This window comes from Microbacter sp. GSS18 (assembly GCA_029319145.1).
GTDB lineage: Bacteria > Actinomycetota > Actinomycetes > Actinomycetales > Microbacteriaceae > Microbacterium.
In genome coordinates this window covers 3976225-3999277 of the sequence record CP119753.1, presented here as the reverse complement: position 1 = coordinate 3999277, position 23053 = coordinate 3976225, and the positions used below count along the sequence as shown (strand labels likewise).

20 protein-coding genes are annotated in these 23053 nt (G+C 71.1%); 6 read left to right on the top strand and 14 right to left on the bottom strand.

Going from position 1 to position 23053, the window contains the following annotated elements:
• Position 1: 1 nt before the first annotated feature.
• Positions 2 to 1726, bottom strand: a complete 1725-nt coding sequence (locus P0L94_18525; GenBank protein ID WES64448.1) for an acyl-CoA dehydrogenase — start codon at positions 1724 to 1726, stop codon at positions 2 to 4.
• Positions 1727 to 1886: 160 nt separating this feature from the next.
• Here P0L94_18525 and P0L94_18520 point away from each other — a divergent pair, with 160 nt between their 5' ends.
• Positions 1887 to 2717: an alpha/beta hydrolase gene (locus P0L94_18520; protein WES64447.1), complete on the top strand. Its 831-nt coding sequence runs from the start codon at positions 1887 to 1889 to the stop codon at positions 2715 to 2717.
• Between the two features lie 22 nt (positions 2718 to 2739).
• Positions 2740 to 3273, top strand: coding sequence for a TetR-like C-terminal domain-containing protein (locus tag P0L94_18515; protein ID WES64446.1), 534 nt, complete (start codon positions 2740 to 2742; stop codon positions 3271 to 3273).
• A gap of 15 nt (positions 3274 to 3288) precedes the next feature.
• Here the strand turns inward: P0L94_18515 and P0L94_18510 are convergent, their stop codons facing one another.
• Genes P0L94_18510 through P0L94_18495 form a run of 4 tightly spaced genes read right to left on the bottom strand, consistent with a single transcriptional unit; the run spans position 3289 to position 6884 of the window.
• Positions 3289 to 3915 (bottom strand): response regulator transcription factor, encoded by a 627-nt coding sequence (locus P0L94_18510; GenBank protein ID WES64445.1) that lies wholly within the window; start codon positions 3913 to 3915, stop codon positions 3289 to 3291.
• Complete coding sequence (locus P0L94_18505) at positions 3912 to 5117, bottom strand: sensor histidine kinase (GenBank protein ID WES64444.1); 1206 nt, start codon at positions 5115 to 5117, stop codon at positions 3912 to 3914. The genes P0L94_18510 and P0L94_18505 overlap by 4 nt, the downstream gene beginning before the upstream one ends.
• 28 nt (positions 5118 to 5145) lie before the next feature.
• Positions 5146 to 6000 (bottom strand): ABC transporter permease, encoded by an 855-nt coding sequence (locus tag P0L94_18500; protein ID WES64443.1) that lies wholly within the window; start codon positions 5998 to 6000, stop codon positions 5146 to 5148.
• On the bottom strand, positions 5997 to 6884 hold the full coding sequence (locus tag P0L94_18495; GenBank protein WES64442.1) for an ABC transporter ATP-binding protein: 888 nt from the start codon (positions 6882 to 6884) through the stop codon (positions 5997 to 5999). Before P0L94_18495 ends, P0L94_18500 begins: the two co-directional genes overlap by 4 nt.
• 128 nt (positions 6885 to 7012) lie before the next feature.
• Here P0L94_18495 and P0L94_18490 point away from each other — a divergent pair, with 128 nt between their 5' ends.
• Positions 7013 to 8212: a pyridoxal phosphate-dependent aminotransferase gene (locus tag P0L94_18490; GenBank protein WES64441.1), complete on the top strand. Its 1200-nt coding sequence runs from the start codon at positions 7013 to 7015 to the stop codon at positions 8210 to 8212.
• A 10-nt stretch (positions 8213 to 8222) separates the two neighbouring features.
• Here P0L94_18490 and P0L94_18485 read toward each other — a convergent pair whose 3' ends face one another.
• The 8 genes from P0L94_18485 to P0L94_18450 form a co-directional block, all read right to left on the bottom strand.
• Positions 8223 to 9359, bottom strand: coding sequence for a UDP-N-acetylmuramate dehydrogenase (locus tag P0L94_18485; GenBank protein ID WES64440.1), 1137 nt, complete (start codon positions 9357 to 9359; stop codon positions 8223 to 8225).
• A gap of 2 nt (positions 9360 to 9361) precedes the next feature.
• On the bottom strand, positions 9362 to 9766 hold the full coding sequence (locus tag P0L94_18480; GenBank protein WES64439.1) for a MaoC/PaaZ C-terminal domain-containing protein: 405 nt from the start codon (positions 9764 to 9766) through the stop codon (positions 9362 to 9364).
• Positions 9763 to 10212, bottom strand: coding sequence for a MaoC family dehydratase N-terminal domain-containing protein (locus tag P0L94_18475; GenBank protein WES64438.1), 450 nt, complete (start codon positions 10210 to 10212; stop codon positions 9763 to 9765). The genes P0L94_18480 and P0L94_18475 overlap by 4 nt, the downstream gene beginning before the upstream one ends.
• A 40-nt stretch (positions 10213 to 10252) precedes the next feature.
• Complete coding sequence (locus P0L94_18470; protein WES64437.1) at positions 10253 to 11050, bottom strand: sulfite exporter TauE/SafE family protein; 798 nt, start codon at positions 11048 to 11050, stop codon at positions 10253 to 10255.
• Entirely contained in the window at positions 11050 to 11886 is an 837-nt protein-coding gene (locus tag P0L94_18465; GenBank protein WES64436.1) for a DUF2510 domain-containing protein, read from the bottom strand. Before P0L94_18465 ends, P0L94_18470 begins: the two co-directional genes overlap by 1 nt.
• 246 nt (positions 11887 to 12132) lie before the next feature.
• The gene (locus P0L94_18460) at positions 12133 to 13908 is read right to left on the bottom strand and encodes a bifunctional metallophosphatase/5'-nucleotidase (GenBank protein WES64435.1); all 1776 of its coding nucleotides are present in this window, start codon (positions 13906 to 13908) and stop codon (positions 12133 to 12135) included.
• Between the two features lie 124 nt (positions 13909 to 14032).
• The gene (locus P0L94_18455) at positions 14033 to 15256 is read right to left on the bottom strand and encodes a glycoside hydrolase family 1 protein (protein ID WES64434.1); all 1224 of its coding nucleotides are present in this window, start codon (positions 15254 to 15256) and stop codon (positions 14033 to 14035) included.
• Between the two features lie 48 nt (positions 15257 to 15304).
• Positions 15305 to 15886, bottom strand: coding sequence for a TetR/AcrR family transcriptional regulator (locus P0L94_18450; GenBank protein ID WES64433.1), 582 nt, complete (start codon positions 15884 to 15886; stop codon positions 15305 to 15307).
• An 86-nt stretch (positions 15887 to 15972) separates the two neighbouring features.
• Between P0L94_18450 and P0L94_18445 the strand changes: the two genes are divergently transcribed.
• Genes P0L94_18445 through P0L94_18435 form a run of 3 tightly spaced genes read left to right on the top strand, consistent with a single transcriptional unit; the run spans position 15973 to position 21894 of the window.
• Positions 15973 to 18456 (top strand): glycoside hydrolase family 3 C-terminal domain-containing protein, encoded by a 2484-nt coding sequence (locus P0L94_18445; GenBank protein WES64432.1) that lies wholly within the window; start codon positions 15973 to 15975, stop codon positions 18454 to 18456.
• Complete coding sequence (locus P0L94_18440; protein WES64431.1) at positions 18453 to 19601, top strand: serine hydrolase; 1149 nt, start codon at positions 18453 to 18455, stop codon at positions 19599 to 19601. The genes P0L94_18445 and P0L94_18440 overlap by 4 nt, the downstream gene beginning before the upstream one ends.
• Positions 19602 to 19647: 46 nt before the next feature.
• A complete protein-coding gene (locus tag P0L94_18435) occupies positions 19648 to 21894 on the top strand; it encodes a family 78 glycoside hydrolase catalytic domain (GenBank protein WES64430.1) in 2247 nt (748 codons plus the stop codon).
• A 156-nt stretch (positions 21895 to 22050) separates the two neighbouring features.
• Here P0L94_18435 and P0L94_18430 read toward each other — a convergent pair whose 3' ends face one another.
• Positions 22051 to 23052, bottom strand: coding sequence for an aldo/keto reductase family protein (locus tag P0L94_18430; GenBank protein ID WES64429.1), 1002 nt, complete (start codon positions 23050 to 23052; stop codon positions 22051 to 22053).
• Position 23053 lies beyond the last annotated feature (1 nt).

Sequence of the window (23053 nt, the reverse complement as noted above, 5' to 3'; positions counted from 1 at the left end):
ATCAGTCGATCTCGCCCGCGGCGACCGTCTCTGCGAGCGCGTGCACGCGCGACAGGTGGTGGGCTCCGTAGAAGTCCGCCTCCGTCAGGCGCTGGGCGTCGGCGGCGGCCGGAGCGTCGTGGCCGAGCACGGCGACGACGGCGAGGCCGTGCATCCATCCGCCCGCGAGGGTGCCGAGCAGCATGAGGTAGGGCACGCTCACGGCGTAGGCGTCCCGCTGCGACGAGGCGAAGTCGAGCATCGCATCGGTGGCGCGGCGGGCGGCGCCGACCGCGCGCTCGAGCCGTTCCGCCGTCCGCACGGCGACCGTGTCGTCGCTCGCGCGGAGGTCGGCGATCGTCGCCTCGATCCGCGCGAACAATTCGGATGCCGTCGCACCCTCATTGCGGATGAGCTTGCGGCCGATGAGGTCGTTGGACTGGATGGCCGTCGTGCCCTCGTAGATCGGCATGATGCGCGCGTCGCGGTAGTGCTGGGCGACCCCGGTCTCCTCGATGAAGCCCATGCCGCCGTGCACCTGGATCGCGTCGGAGGTGATGCGCAGTGATTCCTCGGTGGTCCAGCCCTTGAAGATCGGCACGAAGAACTCGGCCATCGCGAGCGTGCCGTCGCTGTCGGCACGGTCGAAGAGGTCTCCGACGAGGACGCCCATCGCGCGCATCGCGAAGATCTCGCTCGACATCGACAGCAGCAGCCGGCGCACGTCGGGGTGACCAGCGATCGTCGTCCCCGCGGGCCGGTCCATGACCGGGCCCTGCACCCGGCTCTCGGCGTAGGCACGCGCACGCTGGTACGCGCGGTCCGAGACCCCGGTCGCCTGCAGGCCCATGCCGGCGCGGGCGGAGTTCATCATGACGAACATGCCGGCGAGGCCCCCGCCGATCTCGCCCGCGAGATACCCGGTCGCGCCTTCGTACGCCAGGACGCACGTGGGGCTCGCGTGGATGCCGATCTTGTGCTCGAGCGAGACGGTCTGCACGCCGTTGCGCTCGCCCAGGCTGCCGTCGTCGTTCACGAGGAACTTCGGCACGACGAACAGCGAGATGCCCTTGGCGCCCTCGGGGGCGTCGGGGGTGCGCGCGAGCACGAGGTGCACGATGTTGTCGGCGACGTCGTGGTCGCCCCACGTGATGAAGATCTTCTGTCCGGTGATCGACCAGGTGCCGTCGTCGTTCGGCGTGGCCATCGTGCGGATGGCGCCGAGGTCGGTGCCGGCCTGCGGCTCGGTGAGGTTCATCGTGCCGGTCCAGCGACCCTCGACCATGGGAGCGAGGTAGGTCTCGCGCAGCTCGGGCGAGCCCACGGCGTCGAGGGCGTGGATGGCACCGGAGGTCAGCATCCAGTTCAGCGCGAACGCCATGTTCGAGCCGTTCCAGATCTCGCCGAGGCCGTTCTGGATGAGGGTGGGCAGCCCGTCGCCGCCGGCGGACTCGGGCGCCTCGGCGGTGATCCACCCGGCTTCGACGAGCGCCCGGTACGCGTCGGCGAAGCCCTCGGGCAGGCGCGCCTGCCCGTCGACGAGCGTCGCGCCGACCGTGTCGCCCGGCTGATCGAGCGGAGCGAGCACCTCGGAGGCGAACTCGCCCGCGGCGGTGAGGACGTCGATCGCGTCCTCGGCCGACATGGCTCCGTCGGTCGCGCGCTCGACGACGTCGGCGCCGAAGACCTCGCCGTAGAGGAAGGCGTAGTCGTCGACGGGGGCGGTGTAGGTGGCGGCGTCGGCCATGGCGGATGTCCCTTCATCGGGTGCCGAAAGAATGAAACCGAGTGCCATCATACGCGGGACCGCGTTTCACCGCATGCGCCCGTCGAGAAATGTCTTGCGCACTGCCTCGTTGGCTAATACCATTAGCCCTATGGCTAAGACAACGAGCAAAGGAGTGATCGTGAACGCATCGACCTTCGAAGAGCTCCCCGTGCAGCATCTGGACCGGCCGGGCGGACGCATCGCCTACCGCGTCACCGGGGACGGCCCGCTGGTCGTCTGCATACCCGGGATGGGCGATCTCGCCTCATCGTTCCGGTTCACCGTGCCCGCCCTGGCGGCGGCCGGCTTCCGCGTGGCCGCCATGGACCTGCGCGGTCACGGCGACAGCGATGTCACCTTCGACGCCTTCGACGACGCCGCCGCCGGCTCGGACGCCCTCGCCCTCGCTCGCCACCTCGGCGGACCAGCCGTGCTCGTCGGCAACTCCATGGGCGCGGGAGCCGCGGTCTGGGCGGCGGCCGAGGACCCGTCGGCGATCTCAGGCCTCGTCCTCATCGGACCGTTCGTGCGCAACCCGCCGATGAACCCCGTGCTGGGCCTGGTCTTCCGCATCATGATGGCGGGGCCGTGGGCCCGCGCCGCGTGGCTGACGTATCTGCCGTCGCTCTCCCCCGGCGTCAAGCCCGCGGACTTCGACGAGCATCGCGCCCGCATCCGCGCGTCGATGCGCCGCCCGGGCTACCGGCGGGCGTTCACGGCGACCACCCGCACCGACCACGCGGTGGCCGAACAGCGCCTCGCCGATGTGTCGGCGCCGGTCGCCGTCGTCATGGGCGAGCTCGACCCCGACTTCGCCGACCCCGCCGCCGAGGCGGAGTGGATCGCCGACCGGCTCGGCGGCGAGGTCACCCTCATCGACGATGCCGGGCACTACCCGCACGCAGAACGGCCCGACGTCGTCGGCGAGATCCTCGCCGGCTTCTGCCGACGCACGGCCTCGGATGCCTAGGGCGGGCCTGTCCCCCGCGCTCGTGACCGAGACCGCGGGGGACATCGCCGACGACCTGGGCTGGGACGCCCTGACGCTCGCCGCCGTGGCCGACCGGCTCGGCGTCCGCGTGCCCAGCCTGTACAAGCACGTGGCCTCGCTCGACGCCCTGCGCCACGCGGTCGCCGTCGACGCCGCCGGGGCCCTGGCGGACGCGCTGACAGCCGCCACCGTCGGCGTCGCCGGGCCCCACGCGCTCGCGCGCCTGTGCGCCGCCTATCGCGCGTACGCCCTCGAGCACCCGGGCCGCTACGCCGCCACGCAGCGCGCGAGCGCGTCGAACCCCGGCGCGGACCGGACGCTCGTCGTCGTGAACGCGGTGCTCGCCGGCTACGGCATCACGGGGACGGACGCCGTCGACGCCGCACGCGCCGTGCGCTCGGCTCTCCACGGCTTCACCGCGCTGGAGTCCACGGCCGGATTCGGCCTGCCCCGCGACGTCGACCGCAGCTTCGCCCGCCTCGTCGCGGGCCTCGGAGTCATGCTCGCCGCGTGGCCCGCGGGCGGAGAGGAGTGATCCCGCCGCCGACGATCAGTCGAGCAGGCCCTTCTCCATCGCGAGCGTGACGGCGCGCGTGCGGTCGGCGACGCCCAGCTTCTCGAAGGTGCGCAGCAGGTGGGTCTTCACGGTCGACTCGCCGATCCCCAGATCGGCGGCGACCTGCTTGTTGCTGCGGCCGCGGGCGACCAGACGCAGCACGTCGAGCTCGCGGGCGCTGAGCGCTGGCGCGGGGGCGGCCGCGGGCTGCCGCATGCGCTCCACCAGGCGCACCGCGACCTGCGGCGAGAGCGCGGTCTGGCCGTGGGCGACCGAGCGGATGCCGGCGACGATCTCGTCCTGCGGCGCGGCCTTGAGCAGGTAGCCACTCGCGCCCGCCTCGATCGCGGCGAGGATCTGGTCGTCGGACTCGTAGGTCGTGAGGATCAGCACCTTCGATGCGCCCGCCGCCGTGATGCGCGCCGTCGCCTCGACGCCGTCCACGCCCGGCATCCGAAGGTCCATCAGCACGACGTCCGGAGAGGTCGCCGCGGCGACCCGAACGGCCTGCTCGCCGTCGGCGGCCTCGCCGACGACCTCGAAGCCTGGCTCGTCCGACAGCAGGCCCACCAGGCCCGCCCGCACGACGGGATGGTCATCCGCGATCAGCAGCCGGATCATGCCGCGCCCCCTGCCTGGACGGTGGTCGCGGGCAGGCGAACGGTGAGTGTCGTGCCGGCGCCGGCGCCGCTGTCCACATCGAGCGCTCCCCCGGCGAGCGCGACGCGATCGCCCATGCCGTCGAGCCCGAATCCACTGCGGACGGCGTCCGGATCGAAGCCGTGGCCGTCATCGGCCACGGTCAGCAGGGCGGCCCCGTCCTTCCCGGTGGCGACCCGCACCTCGACGTGGGTCGCGGCGGCGTGCTTGCGCACATTGGACAGCGCCTCCTGCAGACATCGAAGGATGACCAGCTGCGCCTCGCGTGACACCGCGCCGGCCGTATCGAGGTCGAGGTCGAGGTCGATCGTGAGGCCGACCTCGGCGCGGAACCGGTCGACGAGGCGGTCCACCGCGTCGCCGAGCGCCGCGTCCGAGGGGACCGCTGCCATCCGCGCGACGAGCCCGCGGGCCTCGGCGAGGGCGTCGCGCGACAGACGCTCGACGGTCGCGATGCTCTCTGCGGCCGCCTCGGGACGTCCGTCGCCGAACTGCCGACCGGCGCGCTCGGCGATCAGCGTCAGGCCGGCCAGGGTCTGCGCGAGCGTGTCGTGGATGTCGCGGCCGAGCCGCTCGCGCTCCATGGCTGCGCCCCGATCGCGGCTCAGCGCCTCGATCTCGGCCTGGGCTGCGGTGAGCTCGGCCACGAGACGCGCGCGCTCCTGGCCGTACTCGACGATGCCCGAGATCCACAGGCCGAACGCGATCGCGAAGGCCAGGCCGAAGCCGGATGTCGCCGCGGCGGACGTCAGCGATGTGCGGATCGCGTCACCGCCGTCGAGGATGCCGCCGAACAGCGCGAAGCCGACGAACGTCCCGAGCGCGATCACCACCGATCCCACGACGGCCTTGCGCTTGCCGATCGTGAGCACCCACACCATGGGGTAGGCGATCGCCTGCATGATGGCGAAGAACGGCTCGCCGGCACAGCCGACGGCGAGCGCCGTGCCCGCCATGACGGCGAACACCGGCTGCCGCCACTCCCGCTCGTCGCGCAGCCCGGGACGAGCGACGACGACGTACGCGGCCACGATCAGGACGAGGGCGACGGAGCCGGCCACGACATCGGCGGTCGAAGCGTTGCTGAGCCCCACCGCCATCGCGAGGACGACCATGAGGGACGCGGCGATCATCGCCGCGTCCCACCATCGTCTGTCGAACATCTCGCCGCGTCCCCCTTCCCGGCTCAGGCTACGCGTCGCGGCGAATCCAGCGGAAGGACACGCGAGCGAGCACGAGCCCGACCACCAGCCACACCGCCAGGGCGATCGCGACACCGGCGAGGTTCCACTCGCCGTTCTGCTCGAGCGCCGCGTAGGAGTCGGGCAGGAACACGTACCGCATGCCCTGCGCCATCCACTTCACGGGCAGGAAGCTCGCGGCGTTCTGGAGCCAGTCGGGGAGCATGAAGAAGAAGAGGTAGACGCCCGACAGGAACTGCACCACGAGCACGATCGGGATGATCACCGCCGTCGCGCTGCGGGCCGTGCGCGGCACCGACGAGATCGCGACGCCGAGCAGAGACGAGCCGACGATGCCGAGCAGGAACACCCACGCGAAGGTGGCCCACTTCTCGGGTTCGGTCGGCAGCGGCACCTGGAAAACGACCGCCGCGAAGACCAGGATGAGCCCCGCCTGGAGGATGCCGGTGACGGCGACCTGGCCGATCTTGCCCAGGAAGTAGCTGACCGGCGACAGCGGCGTCGCGCCGAGGCGCTTGAGGACGCCCTCGGACCGCTCCACCGCGATGTCGATCGCGAGGTTCTGGAAGCCCGACAGCAGCAGCCCCGCCGCGACCATGTTGGGCAGGTACATCTGCGCGACCGAGACCGGCGGCAGACCCGGGGCCGGCTGCATGTCGCCGTCGGATCCGAACGCCACCGTGAACAGCGCGAGCATCACGATGGGGAACAGGAACGTGAAGACGATCGTGTCCAGCGACCGGAAGTACTGCTTGAGCTCGAACCGGGACCGCCACAGTCCCATGCCGAACGTGCTGCGCGCTGCGCGGCTGCGCGGCCTCCTGACCTCGGTGACGGTGCTCATCGCGATCCCTCCTTCACAGCGGGGGCCGTCTCTGCGGCGCCGGCGTCCTCGGCCACGAGGCCGAGGTAGATGTCCTCGAGCGACGGACGCACGATCTCGACGTCCGCCGGCTCGGCCCCGGCGCGCGCGACCAGGTCGGCCACGAAGCGTCCGGGCTCGGTGGTGCGCTGCTCGCGCGGCGCCCCGTTCTCGCTCCAGCGCACGAGCGGGGTGCGCGCGTCTTCCCCGCCGATCGTCCCCACCGGGCCGATCGCGCGAAGCTTGCCGCCGACGATGATCCCGACGCGGTCGGCCAGGTGGGCCGCCTCGTCGAGGTAGTGCGTCGTCAGCAGGATCGTCGTGCCGTTGTGCGACAGCGTGCGGATCATGCCCCAGAAGTCGCGACGGGCCTGCGGATCGAAGCCCGTCGTCGGTTCGTCGAGGAACAGCAGCTCGGGATTGCCGACGATCCCGAGCGCCACGTCGACGCGACGCTGCTGGCCGCCCGAGAGCTTGTTCACCCGCATGCCGGCCTGCTCGTCGAGACCGACCGCGGCGATCACCTCGTCGACGTCGCGCGGGTTCGGGAAGAAGCCCGCGAACTGCTGGACGTGCTCGCGCACCGTCAGCACGCCGAGGTCGCCCGAGGTCTGCAGCACGACGCCGATCCTCGCCTTCCACGACAGGTGCGCGGTGGCCGGGTCCTCGCCCAGCACCGACACCTCGCCGCCCGTGCGCCGGCGGAACCCTTCGAGGATCTCCACCGTCGTCGACTTGCCCGCACCGTTCGGCCCCAGCAGGGCGAACGTCTCGCCGCGGCCGATGTCGAACGACACGTCGTCGACCACCGCACGGCTTCCGTATTCCTTGCGCAGGTTCCGCACCCGCACCACGTTCTCGTCCATGACCCCACCCTCCCGCGCGGTGCCACCGGCGCGGCAGGGCCATACGTCCGAACCCGTGTCCACCATTCGGTGGATGCGGGAGGTCATCCCTGCGGCGGGAGCGGATGCCGACGACTACCATTCCCTATGTGACCGAACGCGCTCCCCTGTCCCGCAAGCTCTCCGCCATCGCCGAGTCGGCGACCCTGAAGGTCGACGCGAAGGCCAAGGCGCTGCAGGCCGCAGGACGTCCCGTCATCAGCTTCGCCGCCGGCGAGCCCGACTTCGCCACGCCGCAGTCGGTCGTGGACGCCGCCGCCGAGGCGCTGACGAGCCCCGCGAACTTCCGCTACACCCCGGCGGCGGGCCTGCCCGCGCTGCGCCAGGCGATCGCCGATGTGACCCTCCGGGATTCGGGTCTGGCGGTCGAGCCAGCACAGGTGGTCGTGACCAACGGCGGCAAGCAGGCGGTCTATCAGGCGTTCCAGGCCGTGGTGAACCCGGGCGACGAGGTGCTGCTGCCCGCGCCCTACTGGACGACCTATCCCGAGGCGATCGCGCTCGCCGACGGCACCCCGGTGCCGGTGTTCGCCGGCGCCGACCAGGACTACAAGGTCACCGTCGAGCAGCTCGAGGCGGCCCGCACCGACAAGACCACGGCACTCGTCTTCGTGTCGCCTTCGAACCCCACCGGAGCCGTGTACACGCCCGAGGAGACGAAGGCGATCGGCGAGTGGGCTCTCGAGCACGGCATCTGGGTCATCTCGGACGAGATCTACCAGCACCTGGTCTACGAAGGCGCGAAGGCGGTGTCGATCGTCGAGGCCGTCCCCGAGGTCGCCGGCCAGACGATCCTCGTCAACGGCGTCGCGAAGACCTACGCGATGACCGGGTGGCGCGTGGGCTGGATGGTGGGACCCAAGGACGCCATGAAGCTCGCGGCCAACCTGCAGTCGCACCTGTCGAGCAACGTCAACAACGTCGCGCAGCGCGCCGCGCTCGCCGCGCTCACGGGCCCGCAGGACGACGCCGAGCAGATGCGCGTCGCCTTCGACCGCCGACGGCAGCTGATCGTCGCCGAGCTGTCGAAGATCGCCGGCGTCGTCGTGCCGAACCCCCTCGGCGCCTTCTACGTGTACCCGGACGTGCGAGGACTGCTGGACCGTGAGTGGCGCGGCAAGACACCGCACACGACGCTCGAGCTCGCCGACCTCATCCTCGACGAGGTCGAGGTCGCGGTCGTGCCCGGCGAGGCTTTCGGACCCAGCGGCTACTTGCGGATGTCGTACGCCCTCGGCGACGAGGGCCTGCTCGAGGGCGTCCGCCGCCTGCAGGAGCTGTTCGCGTAGCGTTCCCCGACTACAGGTCGACGCCGACGAGCACCGGCTCGGGCTGAAGGATCAGTCCGAACTCGGACTGCACGCGGCCCTGGATGAACCGGGCCAGCTCGGCGACCTCAGCGGCGGTGGCGCTGCCGCGGTTGGTGAGTGCGAGGGCGTGCTTGGTCGACAGCCCGGCCCGCGAGCGCGGCAGCTTGAAGCCCTTGCGCAGACCCGAGTGCTCGATGAGCCAGGCGGCGCTGACCTTCACGTCCGAGGCGCTTCCGTGAGGCGGGGGGACGTAGCCGTCGAACGTCGCGAGCGGGATGACGAGCACCGGATCCATGTCGGGCGCGACGGGCCACTGCGGGCAGTCCTCGGGGAGCGTGCGGGCGAACGACGCCGAAACGATCGCGTTCTGGAAGAACGATCCGGCGCTGCGGGTGTCGGGATCGGCGGCGTCGAGCACCATGCCCTTGCTCCGCCGGGTGGCGAGGACATGATCGCGGATCCACTGGACCGTGACCGCTTCGCCCTCGGCGAGACCGAGCGCTGAGCGCAACTGCCTGCCGGGGATGGGGCGGGCGGCGTGACCGACCTCGGCGAGCTCGAGCGTGACCGAGAGGATGACCGCCGAACGCTCGGGCACCGATCCGTAGTGGTGCTTGAGCACCGAGGTGCGGAACCCGAGGCCGAGCCCCGAGGCCGGGACGGTCGACACCTCTCCGGTGGACTCGTCGATCAGATCGACCTCGACCAGCGTCTGCACGATCTCCTGACCGTACGCGCCGACGTTCTGCACCGGTGCGGCGCCGACGGTGCCGGGGATCCCCGACATCGCCTCGATGCCGGCCAGCCCTTCGGCGACGGCGTACGCGACCAGCGCATCCCAGTCGTGGCCCGCCTCGACGCGAAGCCGCGCGTAGCCCTCCCGCGGCGAGGGCCGCCGCTCGATGCCCGATGTTCGGACGCGGACGACCGCGCCGTCGAACGGCTCGTCTCCCGCGAAGAGGTTCGATCCGCCGCCGAGGACGAGCACGGGCTCGTGCTCGGCCCACAGCTCGCGGAGGATCCCGACGAGCTCGTCGCGGGTGCGTGCCTCGAACATGCGGGCCGGAGCCGCGCCGGTGCGCAGCGTCGTGAGCTCGGAGAGCGGGATGGGGTCGATCTCTGGCATCGTCACGAGACCCGGACGCGCACCTGGGCCTTGCCGAGCACCGTCGTCTGGCCGTGCGCGACCGTGAGGTCGAGGCGGATGACCACATCGTCGATCTGGCCGACCTTCGCGGTCACGGACACGTCCGCACCGGTCTCGGGATCGACCACGACCGGGCGGGTGAACCGCACGCCGTACTCGAGGATGCGCCCGGAATCGCCCAGCCACGGCACCACGGTCTCGACGGCGAGTCCCATCGTCAGCATGCCGTGGGCGAGCACCCCCGGAAGGCCGACGGCCGCCGCGACGTCGTCGCGATAGTGGATGGGGTTGAAGTCGCCCGACGCGCCCGCGTAGCGCACGAGCGACTCGCGCGTGAGGTGGACGGTGCGCTCGGCGACGACGTCGCCCACGGTCAGCTCGCTCATGCGTCGCCCTCCCCGACCAGCAGCACCGAAGTCGCGGTCACGACGTGGGCTCCGGCGGCATCCGTCACCTCGGCGTCGCTGGTGACCATGGCGTTGCCCCCGATGGTGCGGATGCCGGTCACGGTCAGCTGCGCCGTGAGCTCGTCGCCGGCGACGATCGGCCGCGTGTAGCGGAACCGCTGCTCGGCGTGCAGCACGTGCGACAGCTCGATGCCCGAGTCGGGCTCGCTCAGCAGCTGCTGCAGCGTGAGGTCCTGCACGACCATCGCGAAGGTCGGCGGCGCGACGACGTCGGGGTAGCCGAGAGCCTGGGCGGCGGCGGGATCGAGATGCTGGGGGTCGTCGGCGAAGACGGCGCGCGCGAACTCGCGCACCTTCTCGCGTCCGACCAGGTAGGGGTCCGTCGCGGGGAAGACACGACCCGCGAGCTCGGGGTTCACTGGCACCGTGCCATCCTACCGAGCCGCCCTGGGCGGCCGGTGCGGGTCACTTCCGACGGCTGCGGATGGTCTTGTACGCCATCTGGCCGGCGATGAAGGCGAGGTAGAGCGCGAAGGTGATGTTGGCCACGAGCGGATCCATGAGCGTGGCGAGCCAGGCTCCCAGCGCTGTCGTGGTGCACGCCGCGACACCCACCAGCACGGCCGCGAAGAGGTCGACGTTTCCGCGGCGGAAGTTGCCGATCGTACCCGAGATCGCGGTCGGGATCATCATGAGCAGCGACGTCCCCTTGGCCAGCAGGTCGCTCGTGCCGAACACGATCATGAGCGCGGGGACCACGACGATGCCCCCGCCGACGCCCAGGAGGCCCGACAGCACACCGGTCACCAGACCCAGCAGCACCAGGCCGACACCCGACACCCAGGTGAGCTCGAGACCCGCGTCGCGCGACGGGATGACGACGAACAGCATCACGATGACGATGGCAAGGAAGCCGATGAATCCCCAGCGGAGCACGGTCTGCGGCAGGCGCGCCAGCATCCACGTGCCGATCTGCGCGCCGATGACGGCGGCGCCGGCGAGGATCAGGGCCGCGATCCAGGCCACCTCGCCGTGGGAGGCGTACGAGATGACGCCGACGGTCGCGATCGGGACGATGGCCGCGAGGGACGTGCCGGCGGCCAGGCGCTGGTCGAACCCCAGGATGAGGACGAGCAGCGGGACGATGACCGTGCCGCCGCCGACGCCGAACAGCCCCGAGAGGAGGCCGGCCAGCAGGCCGACGCCGATGCACGTGAGGACGAAGCGCGGAGTCCGCTCCGCGCCGACCTTCGGTGCCGCCATCAGTCGTATTCCACGCCGTCGATGAGCCACTCGCCGTCGACGTCGACGAGAAGGTAGTAGAGCGTGTCGTCGTACTCGACCGGCTCGTCGGTGGGCATGCCCTGCTGGTCGTACATGCTCGTGTAGGTCTCGGTGGTGATCACCAGGGCCGTGTCACTGTCGAACGAGACCGTCGTGACGAGCACCGCGTAGTCGTCGAGACTCTCGATGGTGGCCGCGGCATCCGCCTCGAACTCCGCACAGTCGGCATATCCCCCGCCCGACTCGCGGAACTCCACCGTCGTCGAGGCGATGTACTCGTCGCAGTCCGCATTCTGCCACGCACTGTCGTAGAGGGCGACGGTGTCGACGACGGCGAAGTCGTCGTCCGTGGACAGCACGACGCTGTCGTCGACGTCGAACGTCGAGGATGACTGCTGCTGACCCTGCCCGCCGCCCGTCGAGGCGCCCAGGATCAGGAGGGGGATCAGCACGGCCGCCGCGATCACGATGCCGAGGAGGACCACCCCGACGACGACCCACACGATCCACGCCCGGGATTTCTTCTGCTCGGTGGCCGAGACGAACGCGCCGGCCGGGTGGGCCCCCGGGTACGGCTGCTGCGCACCACCGCCGTAGGCGGCGTAGTCGGGCACCTCTCCGGGCGCAGGGACTCCGACCGACGATGCGGCCGCGGGATCGAGCTCGGGCGCGAGCTCGGGAGGCAGCGCCTCGCCGTCGCCGGCACCGGCCGGCTCCGGGTCGGGCTGGGCGACATGCTCAGTCCACGCGGCTCCGTCCCACCAGCGCAGGGCACCATGTCCGTCGTCGTACCAGCCGGGGGGCGTCGTGCTCATGTCGGCAACACTACCGCTCCGTTCGGGTCAGCCCGCGACCGTGCGGGTGCGGCATCGGCACCGTGGCCACCGCACCTTCCTCCGGCTCGCCGTCGGCGCCCCATCCCTCAACGGGTCCGACACGACCGCAGCGGCTGAGGCGGCGGGGCGCCCAGCTGCCCGGCACGCCGGGCTCGACGACACGGCGCCGGCGGTGCGGGACCGATCCCGCACCGCCGGCGCCGTTGCTCGCCGGTTCCGCCGGCGTCAGAGCCCCGCGACGCGGTCGCCGGGAGCCGTGAGGCCCGGATTCGCCTCGAGGAACGCGACGAAGTTCGCCAGGTCCTCGGGGCCGCCCAGCAGGTTGGTTCCATTGGTGAACGCCGTGAACGAGTCACCGCCACCGGCCAGGAAGTTGTACACCGCGACGCGGTACGTGCCGGCCGGGTCGATGTCGACGCCGTTCAGCTGCATGTCGCTGACCTTGCTTCCCTGCGGCTGGCCGTCGTCCCACGTGTACTCGAAGCCCTCCGACACACCGAGCGCGAGGTAGTTCCGGCTGCGGCTGGGGTCGTACTGCTGCTCGAGCACGGCCTTGATGTCGGCGCCGGTCATGTCGATGCTGACGATCAGGTTGCCGAACGGGTTGACGTCGTACGCCTCGGCGTAGGTCACCTCGCCCGGGCCCTCGTCGTACTTGGGCGCGAGCAGGAGCGACGCGCGCACACCGCCGATGTTCATGAAGGCGATCTCGGCTCCACCCTCGTCGGCGCCGTCCGTGCCCCACAGGATGGCGTCTGCCACGAGGTTGCCCATCGGCGTCTCGATGCCGCGGTCGCCGCCGGAGTCGCCCGTGATGTCCTCGGCGACCGTGCCCACGACGCGACCGCCGATCTCGCCGGCGAGGGCGTCCCACTTCTCGACGATCGAGGTGATCTCGGGGGCGGCTTCGACACCGGTCACCAGGTGGTTCTGCGCGGACGTCTTCTTGCGGTTGACGTCACCGGTCTTGGTGTCGATGACCAGCGCCGTCTCGGTGACGACGCGACCGTACGACGCCGCCGACGTCACGAGGCGCGGGTCGCCGTTCGGGTCGGCGATCGAGCAGACGTACGGCTGATGGGTGTGACCGGTCACGAGCATGTCGATCGCGGGGTCCATGTCCGACGCGATCGTCAGGATGGGGTCCGAGACGCCGACGCAGTCGCCCACGCCGCCGCCGGTCGGAAGGCCGCCCTCGTGGAGCAGGACGACGATCGCCTCGACGCCCATCTCCTGCAGCTTCGCGGCTTCGGCGTTGGCCGTCTCGACCTCGTCGAGGAAGTCCACCGTGGAGACGCCGGCGGGGCTCACGAGCGTCGGCGTGGCCTCGAGCGTCATCCCGATGAAGCCGATCTTCATGCCGTCGACCTCTTCGACCGAGGTGCCCGGGAGGAGCGACTCCCCGCCGTCCTTCTCGATGACGTTCGCGGCGAGCCACTCGAAGTCCGCGCCGTCGTACGGCGCCGAGGGGAAGTAGCAGCCGTCGTCGGGGTGGCACCCGCCGTTCTGCATGCGCAGCAGCTCTTCGGTGCCCTCGTCGAACTCGTGGTTGCCCACCGACGAGAGGTCCAGGCCGATGGCCTCGAGCGACTCCACGGACGGCTCGTCGTGGAACAGGCCCGAGAGGAACGGAGAGCCGCCGATGAGGTCGCCGGCGGCGACCGTCAGGGTGCGGTCCTTGGGCGCGTCCTCGCGCAGCTCGGCGAGCTTCGAGGCGAGGAACTCGCCACCGCCGACGTCGTTGGCGCCGTAGAAGAGGTCCGCCGGGTCGAAGTCGGGGTCGTCCTCGTCTTCATGGAAGTCGGGCGACGCGATGTGGCCGTGGTAGTCGTTGAACGACAGCAGCTGGACGGCCTGGAACCGGCCGTTGTTCTTCTCGCTGCCCGGGTTCGCGATGCCGCCCTTGTCGGCGAGTGCGACGCCCGGTGCCACGAGCACCAGCGACGCGCCGGCGACGGCGGCGGTGACGAGTCCGAGGGCTCGGCGTGACGATCTCTTCATTTCTGAGGACTCCCTATCAATCGGGTACGCCGCTCAGACTAGGGGTCTCATCGGGTGCACCGCCATCATCCGCGGCCAGATCCGAAGGGATTCCTGCGACGTTCTCCTCGCGTTCACGCCGCGCTCAGCGTCCGGGAGCGCCCTCCCGGCACGCCGCGATGCGACCCGTGCGGGCGACGCGCTCGAAGGCATGCGCACTCGGCTTCGGCCGGCGCTCGAAGTCGCCCTCGCGATCGACGGCGATGAGCCCGAACTTGGGGCGATACCCCTCCGACCACTCGAAGTTGTCGAAGGCCGACCAGTGCAGGTATCCGCGCACGTCGACGCCCTCGGCGATCGCGTCCGACACGGCGCGCAGGTGCGACTCGAGGTAGTCGAGGCGCTCGGCGTCGTCTTCGGTCGCGATCCCGTTCTCGGTGACGTAGAGCGGGAGTCCGACGCGGCTCGCGCGATGGAGCACCTGGCGCAGCCCGTCCGGATAGACCGCCCAGCCCATCTGCGTGACCGCGTAGCCCTCGGGAGGCGGAGCGAAGATGGTGGGCGAGGACGGGTCCACCCAGTTCTTCCGGTAGTACTGCACGCCCAGCCAGTCGCCGGCCGACTCGCCGGTGAGGCCGTCGAGGTACAGCTCGGCGATCTCGCCGTCCATATACGCGTGGAACGCGCGTCCGGCCTCGTCGTCGCGCGCCGGCACCAGGTGCGGCAGCTGCAGCACGAGTCCGGGCTGCGCGTCGGACTCGGCACGGGTCGCCTCGACCGCCCGCCGGTGAGCAGCCAGCAGGGTGCGCCCGACGCGCTTCCACAGCGTCGGATTCGTCACGCCCGGCGGGTGATAGCCCTCGAGGTAGCCGTGGAGCGCGACCATCTGCGGCTCGTTGACGGTGCAGACGAAGTCGATCAGGGGACCGAGCGCCGACAGCGCCCGTCGGCAGTACCGCTCGAACAGCTCCAGCGCGTCGGGAGCGAGCCACCCGCCGCGCTCGGCGAACCACTGCGGGAGGGTGAAGTGGTGCAGCGTGACGAAGCTCGTCATGCCCGTGGCCCGCAGCGCCTCGAGCACAGTGCGGTAGTGATCGAGGGCCGCGAGGCTGAACTCGCCGGGCGCGGGCTCGATCCGAGCCCACTCGATCGACAGACGGTGTGCGGTGTGCCCGAGCCCCGCGAGGAGTTCGAAGTCGGATGCGAACCGGTGGAAGTGGTCGATGCCGTCGCCCGAGCTCTCCACCGCCGCCGTGGACGGGTCGTGCTCGAAGTGCCACCAGTCGGATCCGACGTTGGCGCCCTCCACCTGGTGCGCCGCCGTGGCAGCGCCGAAGAGGAAGCCCGGGGGGAAGTCGCGTTCGGTCACATCCGACAGAATGCCGGTCGATGACCTGTTTTCACAAGTGAGCCCGCATCACTTCTCGGACTTCATGATCTGCCACAGCTTCGCGATGCGCGCTCCCATGTCGACGCCGTCGGGATTGAGCAGCCACTGCAGCTGCAGTCCGTCGGCGACGGCGACGAGGATCGACGCTGCATCGTCCGGATCTATCGCGGGAGACAGATCGCCCGCCTCCTGCTGAGCGCGGATGTCGCCGGCGATCTCCTCCATGAGCCACCGATACCGCTCGACGAAGAACTCATGGGCGACGCCGTCGCCGTCGACGCTCTCGGCCGACATCGACACGAACAGCCGGACGAGGCCCGGCTCGTCGGCGTTGCGGTCGACGGCCCGCAGCAGCCGGCTGACGGAGTGGACGTGGCTGTACTCGTCGGGCTCGGTGGCCCGATCGTCGCGCCGGCGCAGCACGGAGAGGAAGAGCTCCTCCTTGGTACTGAAGTAGTGCAGCAGTCCCGCCTGACTGAGCCCCGCCTGCCGGGCGATCTCGCGCATCGACGTGCGGTCGTAGCCGCGCCGCGCGAACTCCTCGAGGGCAGCATCGAGGATCTCCTCGCGCTTCGCGAGGCCTTTCGCGTACGGACCGCGGGACGCCATTCCCTCATGGTAGCGGGGCGAAATCTGTGAAATTATGTCGATGACCGGTTTTCCCGGATATCCGACGACGAAGTGGAGACGACGCTGTGGACGACGAGACCAGGACGCATCTGCGCGGGCTGCGCGAGTCGCTGACGCTCGAAGAGAAGGTGCTGCTGCTGACAGGCCAGGACTCGTGGTCGACGGCCCCGCTGCCCTCGATCGGCCTGCGTTCCATGGTCCTCTCCGACGGGCCGGCCGGGGTGCGCGGCGCCCTGTGGGATGAGCGCTCCCCCTCGGTCAACTTCCCGTCGCCCACCGCCGTGGCCGCCTCCTGGGATCGCGACATGGTCGAGCGCGTCGGCCGGGGGCTGGGCGGCGAAGCGGTGCGAAAGGGTGCGGACGTGGTGCTCGCACCGACGATCAACATCCAGCGCACGCCCTACGGCGGCCGCCACTTCGAGGCGTTCAGCGAGGATCCGCTGCTGACGAGCGAGCTGGCGACCTGCTACGTGCGCGGCATCCAGTCGTTCGGGGTCGGTGCGACGGCGAAGCACTACGTCGCGAACGACTCCGAGACCGAGCGGTTCACCCTCGACGCGCGCGTCTCCGACCGCGCTCTGCGCGAGGTCTACCTCGCAGCCTTCGAAGGGCCGGTCATCGAGGGCGACAGCTGGATGGTCATGAGCGCGTACAACTCGATCAACGGCGCCACGGCATCCGAGAGTCCTCTGCTGACGACCCCGCTGAACGACGAATGGGGATTCGACGGCGTCGTCGTCAGCGACTGGACCGCGGTGCGCTCACTCGAGAGCGCACGACACCCGCAGGACCTCGCGATGCCCGGCCCCGACGGACCCTGGGGTGCGGAGCTGGTGCGCGCCGTGGAGGACGGACGCATCCCCGTCGAGGCCGTCGATCGAAAGGTGGACCGCCTGCTGACGCTCGCTGCGCGCGTCGGCGCGCTCTCGAGCCTGCCCGCCCCGTCGCGCCCCGCCGCCGACGACGCCCGTGAGACGGCCCACGCTGCGGCGATCGCGGGATCCGTCCTGCTGGCCAACGACGGAATCCTGCCCCTGGGGTCGCCGGGCTCGATCGCGCTCATCGGCGAGGGCGCTCGCGTGGCCCGGACCCAGGGCGGCGGAAGCGCAACGGTGATCCCCGCCGCCGTGAGCACGCCGGTCACGGGCCTCGAAGCGCGCTGGCCGAGCGCGCAGGTCACGTGGTCGCTCGGCGCGGTGGTGCAGCGGGGTATCGCGGACCTGCCCGCCGAGGACTTCACGTCGCCCGACGGCGAGCCGGGCATGACGGTGCGGTACTTCGACGCCGAGGGCGACGTGACGCTCGAAGAGAACCGCCGAGCCTCACGCATCGTCGGCTTCGCCTGGAATTCGCCGGTGGTGCTCGCCGACCGCGTCGAGATGAGCTTCCGCTGGCGCGCGGACCACGAAGACGCGACGGCGCGCCTCGGGGTGGTGGGGCTGGCCGACTACACCGTGACCGTCGACGGCGCCGAGGTCGCCGCCGGCGGACTGCGACTGCGCCCGGACGACGATCCGGCCGCGACCGTGCTCCATCCCCCGACCGCGGTGGTCGAGTTTCCCGCGCCCGCGCCCGACGCGCTCGTCGCGGTCTCGTTCCGCGCCGTCGACGGCGGCCTGCCGGACGCCCTCGCCCTCGGAGTCGGCGTGCCGCCCTCGACACGGGATGCCGACGCGCTCATCGCCGAAGCCGTGACGAACGCCGCCGCCGCCGAGGTCGCCGTGGTCGTCGTCTCGACCTCGGCCGAAGTCGAGTCCGAGGGCTTCGACCGCACCTCCCTGTCGCTGCCGGGACGCCAGGACGACCTCGTGCGCGCGGTGGCCGCCGCCAACCCCCGCACGGTCGTCGTGGTCAACTCCGGCGCACCCGTGGTGCTGCCGTGGCGCGACCAGGTGGCGGCGGTGCTGGTCAGCTGGTTCCCGGGGCAGGAGTTCGGAGACGCGCTCGCCGCCGTCCTCAGCGGGGACGCCGAGCCTGGCGGCCGCCTGCCGGTGACGTGGCCTGATGTCGAAGCCGAGGTGCCGGTGTGGAACACCCGGCCGGCCGACGGCACCCTCGAGTACGCCGAGGGCGTCCACGTCGGCCACCGCGCATGGCTGCGCGCGGGCACGTCGCCGGCATACCCGTTCGGTCACGGACTGGGTTACACGACCTGGACACTGGAGCGTGCCGACGGCCCCGCGGTGATCTCGGCGGGCGAGGACGCGGTCGCGCGACTCACCCTCACCAACACGGGCGACCGTGCCGGCAAGACGGTCGCGCAGGTCTACCTCGAGCGCACGACGCCCTCCGACGTGGACCGGCCCGTGCGCTGGCTGGGCGGCTTCGCGGTGGCGACGGCCGCAGCCGGCGAGACGGTCCAGGTCGAGATCCCGATCGCCGCGCGGGCCTTCCAGCACTGGGACGGGGGCTGGCGTACGGAGCCCGGCTCCTATGCACTCCGTGCGGGATTCTCGGTCGAGGACCTGCCGGCCACCGTCGACGTCTCCGTCGGGCCGTTCGAGACCGGCGCGCCACAATCGCCCGCCGCTCTCGAGGAGGCGCGATGATGGACGATGTGCTCCACGGCGAATGCGACCCCGCCTTCCGCTCCGTCGCCGATCGGTTCGCCACCATGCTCGAGGCCGACCCGACGTTCAGCGCTCAGCTGAGCGTGCGGGTGCACGGCGAGACCGTCGTCGAGCTCGCGGGCGGCCCGGACCTCGCCATCGCGTCGGTGACGGGCGTCTACTCGGCGACCAAGGGTGTCGCCGGGCTCGTCATCGCGCACCTCATCGACCAGGGCCTGATCGATCCCGACCGCACCGTCGCCGACCACTGGCCGGAGTTCGCCGCGGCCGGGAAAGGCCGGGTCACCGTGCGGGAGCTGCTCTCGCACCAGGCCGGGCTTCCGCTGGTCGAACGCCCCCTGAGCCTCGAGGATGTGGCCGATTCCCGCGCCGCCGCCGGTGCGCTCGCCGCGCAGCGGCCGCTGTGGCGACCGGGGTCGGCCTTCGGGTACCACGCCCTCACGATCGGCGTGCTCATGGAGGAGCTCGTGCGCCGAGTGACCGGACGCACGCTGCAGGACGTTTACGAGTCGGCGATCCGCGGACCGCTCGGGGCGGACTTCCATCTGGGCCTGCCGGCATCCGAGGACGGCCGCTACGTGCCGATCCGGGATGTGGAGCTCACCGCGGAGCAGGCGGCCGAGACCGCCGCACGCCCCCCGTCGGATGCGGTCTCCGAGGCGGTGTTCTCGAACTTCGCCGTCGCCGACGACCGATCGCCCGACGGCGCGAGCACGAACAATCCCGCCGTTCGGCGAGCCGGGTTCGCGGCCATCGGCGGCGTGGGGTCGGCCGCGGGCCTGTCACGCGTCTACGCTGCTTCGCTGCCGGGCGGAGGCGTCCGCATCGCCGATCCCGAGGTGTTCGCCGAGATGGCACAGCAGCACGCGTGGGGCACCGACCGCGTGCTGGGCATCCCGAACTGCTTCGGCATGGTCTTCATGCTTCCGCAGCCGCGGCAGCCCTTCGGCAGCCTCGGCGCCTTCGGGCACGACGGCGCCGGCGGTGCCCTCGCCTTCGCAGACCCCCGTACCGGTGTGGCCTTCGGCTACATCCCCGTCCCCATGCAGTACCCCGGCGGGGCCGACCACCGCTCGGTGGAGCTCGCGCGCCTGGCCACGGCCACCGCGCGGGCCGCCGGCTGAGACCCCCTCAGCGCCCCCGCCGCATCATCACCAGGAGAGAACACACATGACGACCGATCCCTTCGACGGGGCGCTCTTCCTCGCCTCCGACGCGGACCGCAGCGCCGCGGCCCGATTCTGGACCGAACTCGCACTGGACCAGCCCCGGACGCAGGTCGCCGGCGCCGTGCTCCGCGCCACCGCCCATGGTGTGTACGAGGCCCGCATCGACGGCTCTCCCGTCTCGGACTCCGTGCTGGACCCCGGCTGGACCTCGTACGAGTGGCGCCTCGCCTACCAGGAGCACGACGTCCGGGCCCTCGTCGCAGGCGGTGACGGCCCGCTTCGCATCGAGCTGGTCCTGGGCAACGGCTGGTACCGGGGTGACCTCGGCTTCGCGACGGCAAACGCCAACTACGGCGACGAGATCGGCGTGGCGGCGGTGCTCGAGATCACGTATGCCGACGGCTCGTCCCAGCGCGTTCCGACGGGACAGGACTGGTCCGCCGAGACGACCGAGACCACGCGGAACTCGCTCTACAACGGCCAGACCATCGATGCGCGACTCCGCGGGCAGAGCACGCCTCTCGCGACGCACTCGGTCGAGATCGATCGTTCCACCCTCTTCCCGCAGAGCGGACCGCCCGTGCGCCGTCAGGAGGCTCTTCGCCCCGTCGAGATCTGGACGTCGCCCTCCGGGCGCACGCTCGTCGACTTCGGGCAGAACCTCGTCGGCTGGCTGCGGTTCACGGTCGAAGGTCCCGCCGGCACCGAGATCGAGATCCGGCATGCCGAGGTGCTCGAGGACGGCGAACTCGGAGTCCGGCCGCTGCGCGGCGCCGAAGCCCGTGACGTGTTCATCCTCTCGGGCGGCGTCGACGCGTTCGAGCCGACCCTCACCTTCCACGGCTTCCGGTACGCCGAGGTCACCGGCTGGCCCGGAGAGCTCACCGCCGACGACCTCGAAGCCGTCGTCGTCCACTCCGAGATGCGCCGCACCGGCCGGTTCGCGTGCTCCGAGCCACTCGTGAACCAGCTCGTCCACAACTCGGTGTGGGGCCAGAAGGGCAACTTCCTGAGCGTCCCGACCGACTGCCCGCAGCGCGATGAGCGTCTGGGGTGGACGGGCGATCTCTCCGCCTACGCGGCGACCGCCCTGTTCCAGTACGACATCGCGGACTTCCTCGACAGCTGGCTGGCCGATCTGCTCGCCGAGACCGAGCACTCGTCCGACGGCGGTGTGCCGCTGATCGTGCCGGACGTGCTCAAGTATGCGAACTGGCCCGACTGGTTCAGCCTCCCCCCGTGGGCGGCGACGGCCATCTGGGGCGATGCGGCGGTCTGGGTGCCGCAGGCGCTGTGGACCGCCTACGGCGACGCCGAGCGGCTCACCGCGCACTACCCGGCGATGAAGCTGCACCTCGAGTCGGTGGAGCGCTACATCTCCCCGACGGGTCTGTGGGACCTCGGCAACCAGCTGGGCGACTGGCTCGACCCGGATGCTCCGCCGGATCAGCCCGCAGCCGCCAAGGCCGACCCGTCCGTCGTCGCGACGGCGTGCCTCGTGCGCTCGGCGCGGTTCGCGGCCGAGGCCGCGGCGATGGCCGGCGAAGCCGCCGACGCCGAGCGCTGGCGGGAGCTCGCAGCCCGCACGCGCGCGGCGTTCAACGAGCACTACGTCGACGACGGCATCGTGCGGTCGGACTGCACGACCGTGTACGCCCTCGCGATCGCATTCGATGTGCTCGACGCGGATGACCGGACGGCAGCGGGCGACCGCCTCGCCGAGCTGGTGCGCGAAGCGGGCTACACCGTCACCACCGGATTCGCCGGGACGCCCTTCATCACGTGGGCGCTGTCCGAGACCGGTCATGTCGACGATGCCTATGCACTGCTGCTCGAGAAGGCCAACCCGTCGTGGATGTACCCCGTCACGATGGGGGCCACCACCATCTGGGAGCGCTGGGACTCGATGCTGCCCGACGGGAGCATCAACCCCGGCGAGATGACGAGCTTCAACCACTACGCCCTCGGAGCCGTCGCCGACTGGATCTACCAGGTCGTCGGCGGCATCCGCCCCGCAGCACCCGGCTACGACCGCGTGCGCATCGAGCCCGTGCCGGGCCCGGGCATCGACTGGGCCGAGACCTCGTACGAGTCCCGCCACGGCATGATCTCGGTCGCGTGGCGACGGGACGCCGACGGCTTCACGCTCGAGACGGCGCTGCCCGACGGGCTCCCCGCCGAGATCGTCCTTCCGGACGGCCGCGTCGAGGAGGTCGTCGGCGGCACCCACCGCCTGACGTCGAACTGACGAACGAATCAAGCCCCGCCGCCGGGACGGATCTCGGCGGCGGGGCTTTCGCATGCCTGTGCCACGCGCGATGGACGGCATGGGCGCGCACAGGACAAGATCGCGCCCATCGTCCCGTTCGGGTCGGGACGATGGGCGCGAGCGTGTTCCGCGGCGTCAGCGCACCGGCGACTCCGCGGCGGTCTTCGCCGGGTCGCGCTCGACCACGTCACCCAGCGCCTCGTCGATGCGCGCCATGAGCTCCGCGGGGATCACGACACCGGATGCGGCGACGTTCTCACGGACCTGCTCGGGGCGCGAGGCGCCGATGAGGGCAGCAGCGACGTTGTCGTTCTGCAGCACCCACGCCACGGCGAGCTGTGCCATCGACAGCGAGAGCTCATCGGCGATGGGACGCAGCTTCTGAACGCGCTCGAGGACGTCGTCGCGCATGAAGCGGCCGATCATCTCGGCCCCGCCGTTGCCGTCGGTGGCCCGGCTGCCCGACGGCGGCTGGTGGCCCGGGCGGTACTTGCCGGTGAGGACGCCCTGCGCGACCGGGGACCACACGATCTGCGACAGGCCGAGTTCGCGCGAGGCGGGGACGACCTCCTCCTCGATGATGCGCCACAGGGCGGAGTACTGCGGCTGGTTCGAGACGAACGGGATCCGCAGTTCGCGCGCCAGGGCGGCACCGGCGCGCAGCTGATCGGCCGTCCACTCGCTGACGCCGATATAGAGCGCCTTGCCCGAGCGGACGATGTCGGCGAAGGCGACCATGGTCTCCTCCAGCGGCGTGGCGTTGTCCCAGCGGTGTGCCTGGTACAGGTCCACGTAGTCGGTTCCGAGCCGCTTCAGCGACCCGTCGATCGACTCCATCAGGTGCTTGCGCGACAGGCCCATGTCGTTCGGACCATGCGGCCCGACCGGGTAGTAGGCCTTCGTGAAGATCTCGAGCGACTCGCGGCGCTGTCCGCGCAGCGCGTCGCCGAGGACCTTCTCGGCCGCCGTGTTGGCGTACATGTCGGCGGTGTCGAATGTCGTGATCCCGGCGTCGAGGGCGGCGTGCACGCACGCCGTCGCGGCGTCGTTCTCGACCTGAGATCCGTGGGTCAGCCAGTTTCCGTAGGTGATCTCCGAGATCTTGAGCCCGGAGTTCCCGAGGTAACGGTGTTTCATG

Coding starts and splice junctions, on each gene's coding strand:
- P0L94_18525 (WES64448.1), bottom strand. CDS start 1,726: ATGGCCGACGCCGCCACCTACACCGCCCCCGTCGACGACTACGCCTTC.
- P0L94_18505 (WES64444.1), bottom strand. CDS start 5,117: ATGTTCGACAGACGATGGTGGGACGCGGCGATGATCGCCGCGTCCCTC.
- P0L94_18430 (WES64429.1), bottom strand. CDS start 23,052: ATGAAACACCGTTACCTCGGGAACTCCGGGCTCAAGATCTCGGAGATC.
- P0L94_18480 (WES64439.1), bottom strand. CDS start 9,766: ATGAGCGAGCTGACCGTGGGCGACGTCGTCGCCGAGCGCACCGTCCAC.
- P0L94_18510 (WES64445.1), bottom strand. CDS start 3,915: ATGATCCGGCTGCTGATCGCGGATGACCATCCCGTCGTGCGGGCGGGC.
- P0L94_18470 (WES64437.1), bottom strand. CDS start 11,050: ATGGCGGCACCGAAGGTCGGCGCGGAGCGGACTCCGCGCTTCGTCCTC.
- P0L94_18465 (WES64436.1), bottom strand. CDS start 11,886: ATGAGCACGACGCCCCCCGGCTGGTACGACGACGGACATGGTGCCCTG.
- P0L94_18460 (WES64435.1), bottom strand. CDS start 13,908: ATGAAGAGATCGTCACGCCGAGCCCTCGGACTCGTCACCGCCGCCGTC.
- P0L94_18500 (WES64443.1), bottom strand. CDS start 6,000: ATGAGCACCGTCACCGAGGTCAGGAGGCCGCGCAGCCGCGCAGCGCGC.
- P0L94_18450 (WES64433.1), bottom strand. CDS start 15,886: ATGGCGTCCCGCGGTCCGTACGCGAAAGGCCTCGCGAAGCGCGAGGAG.
- P0L94_18440 (WES64431.1), top strand. CDS start 18,453: ATGATGGACGATGTGCTCCACGGCGAATGCGACCCCGCCTTCCGCTCC.
- P0L94_18435 (WES64430.1), top strand. CDS start 19,648: ATGACGACCGATCCCTTCGACGGGGCGCTCTTCCTCGCCTCCGACGCG.
- P0L94_18495 (WES64442.1), bottom strand. CDS start 6,884: ATGGACGAGAACGTGGTGCGGGTGCGGAACCTGCGCAAGGAATACGGA.
- P0L94_18485 (WES64440.1), bottom strand. CDS start 9,359: ATGCCAGAGATCGACCCCATCCCGCTCTCCGAGCTCACGACGCTGCGC.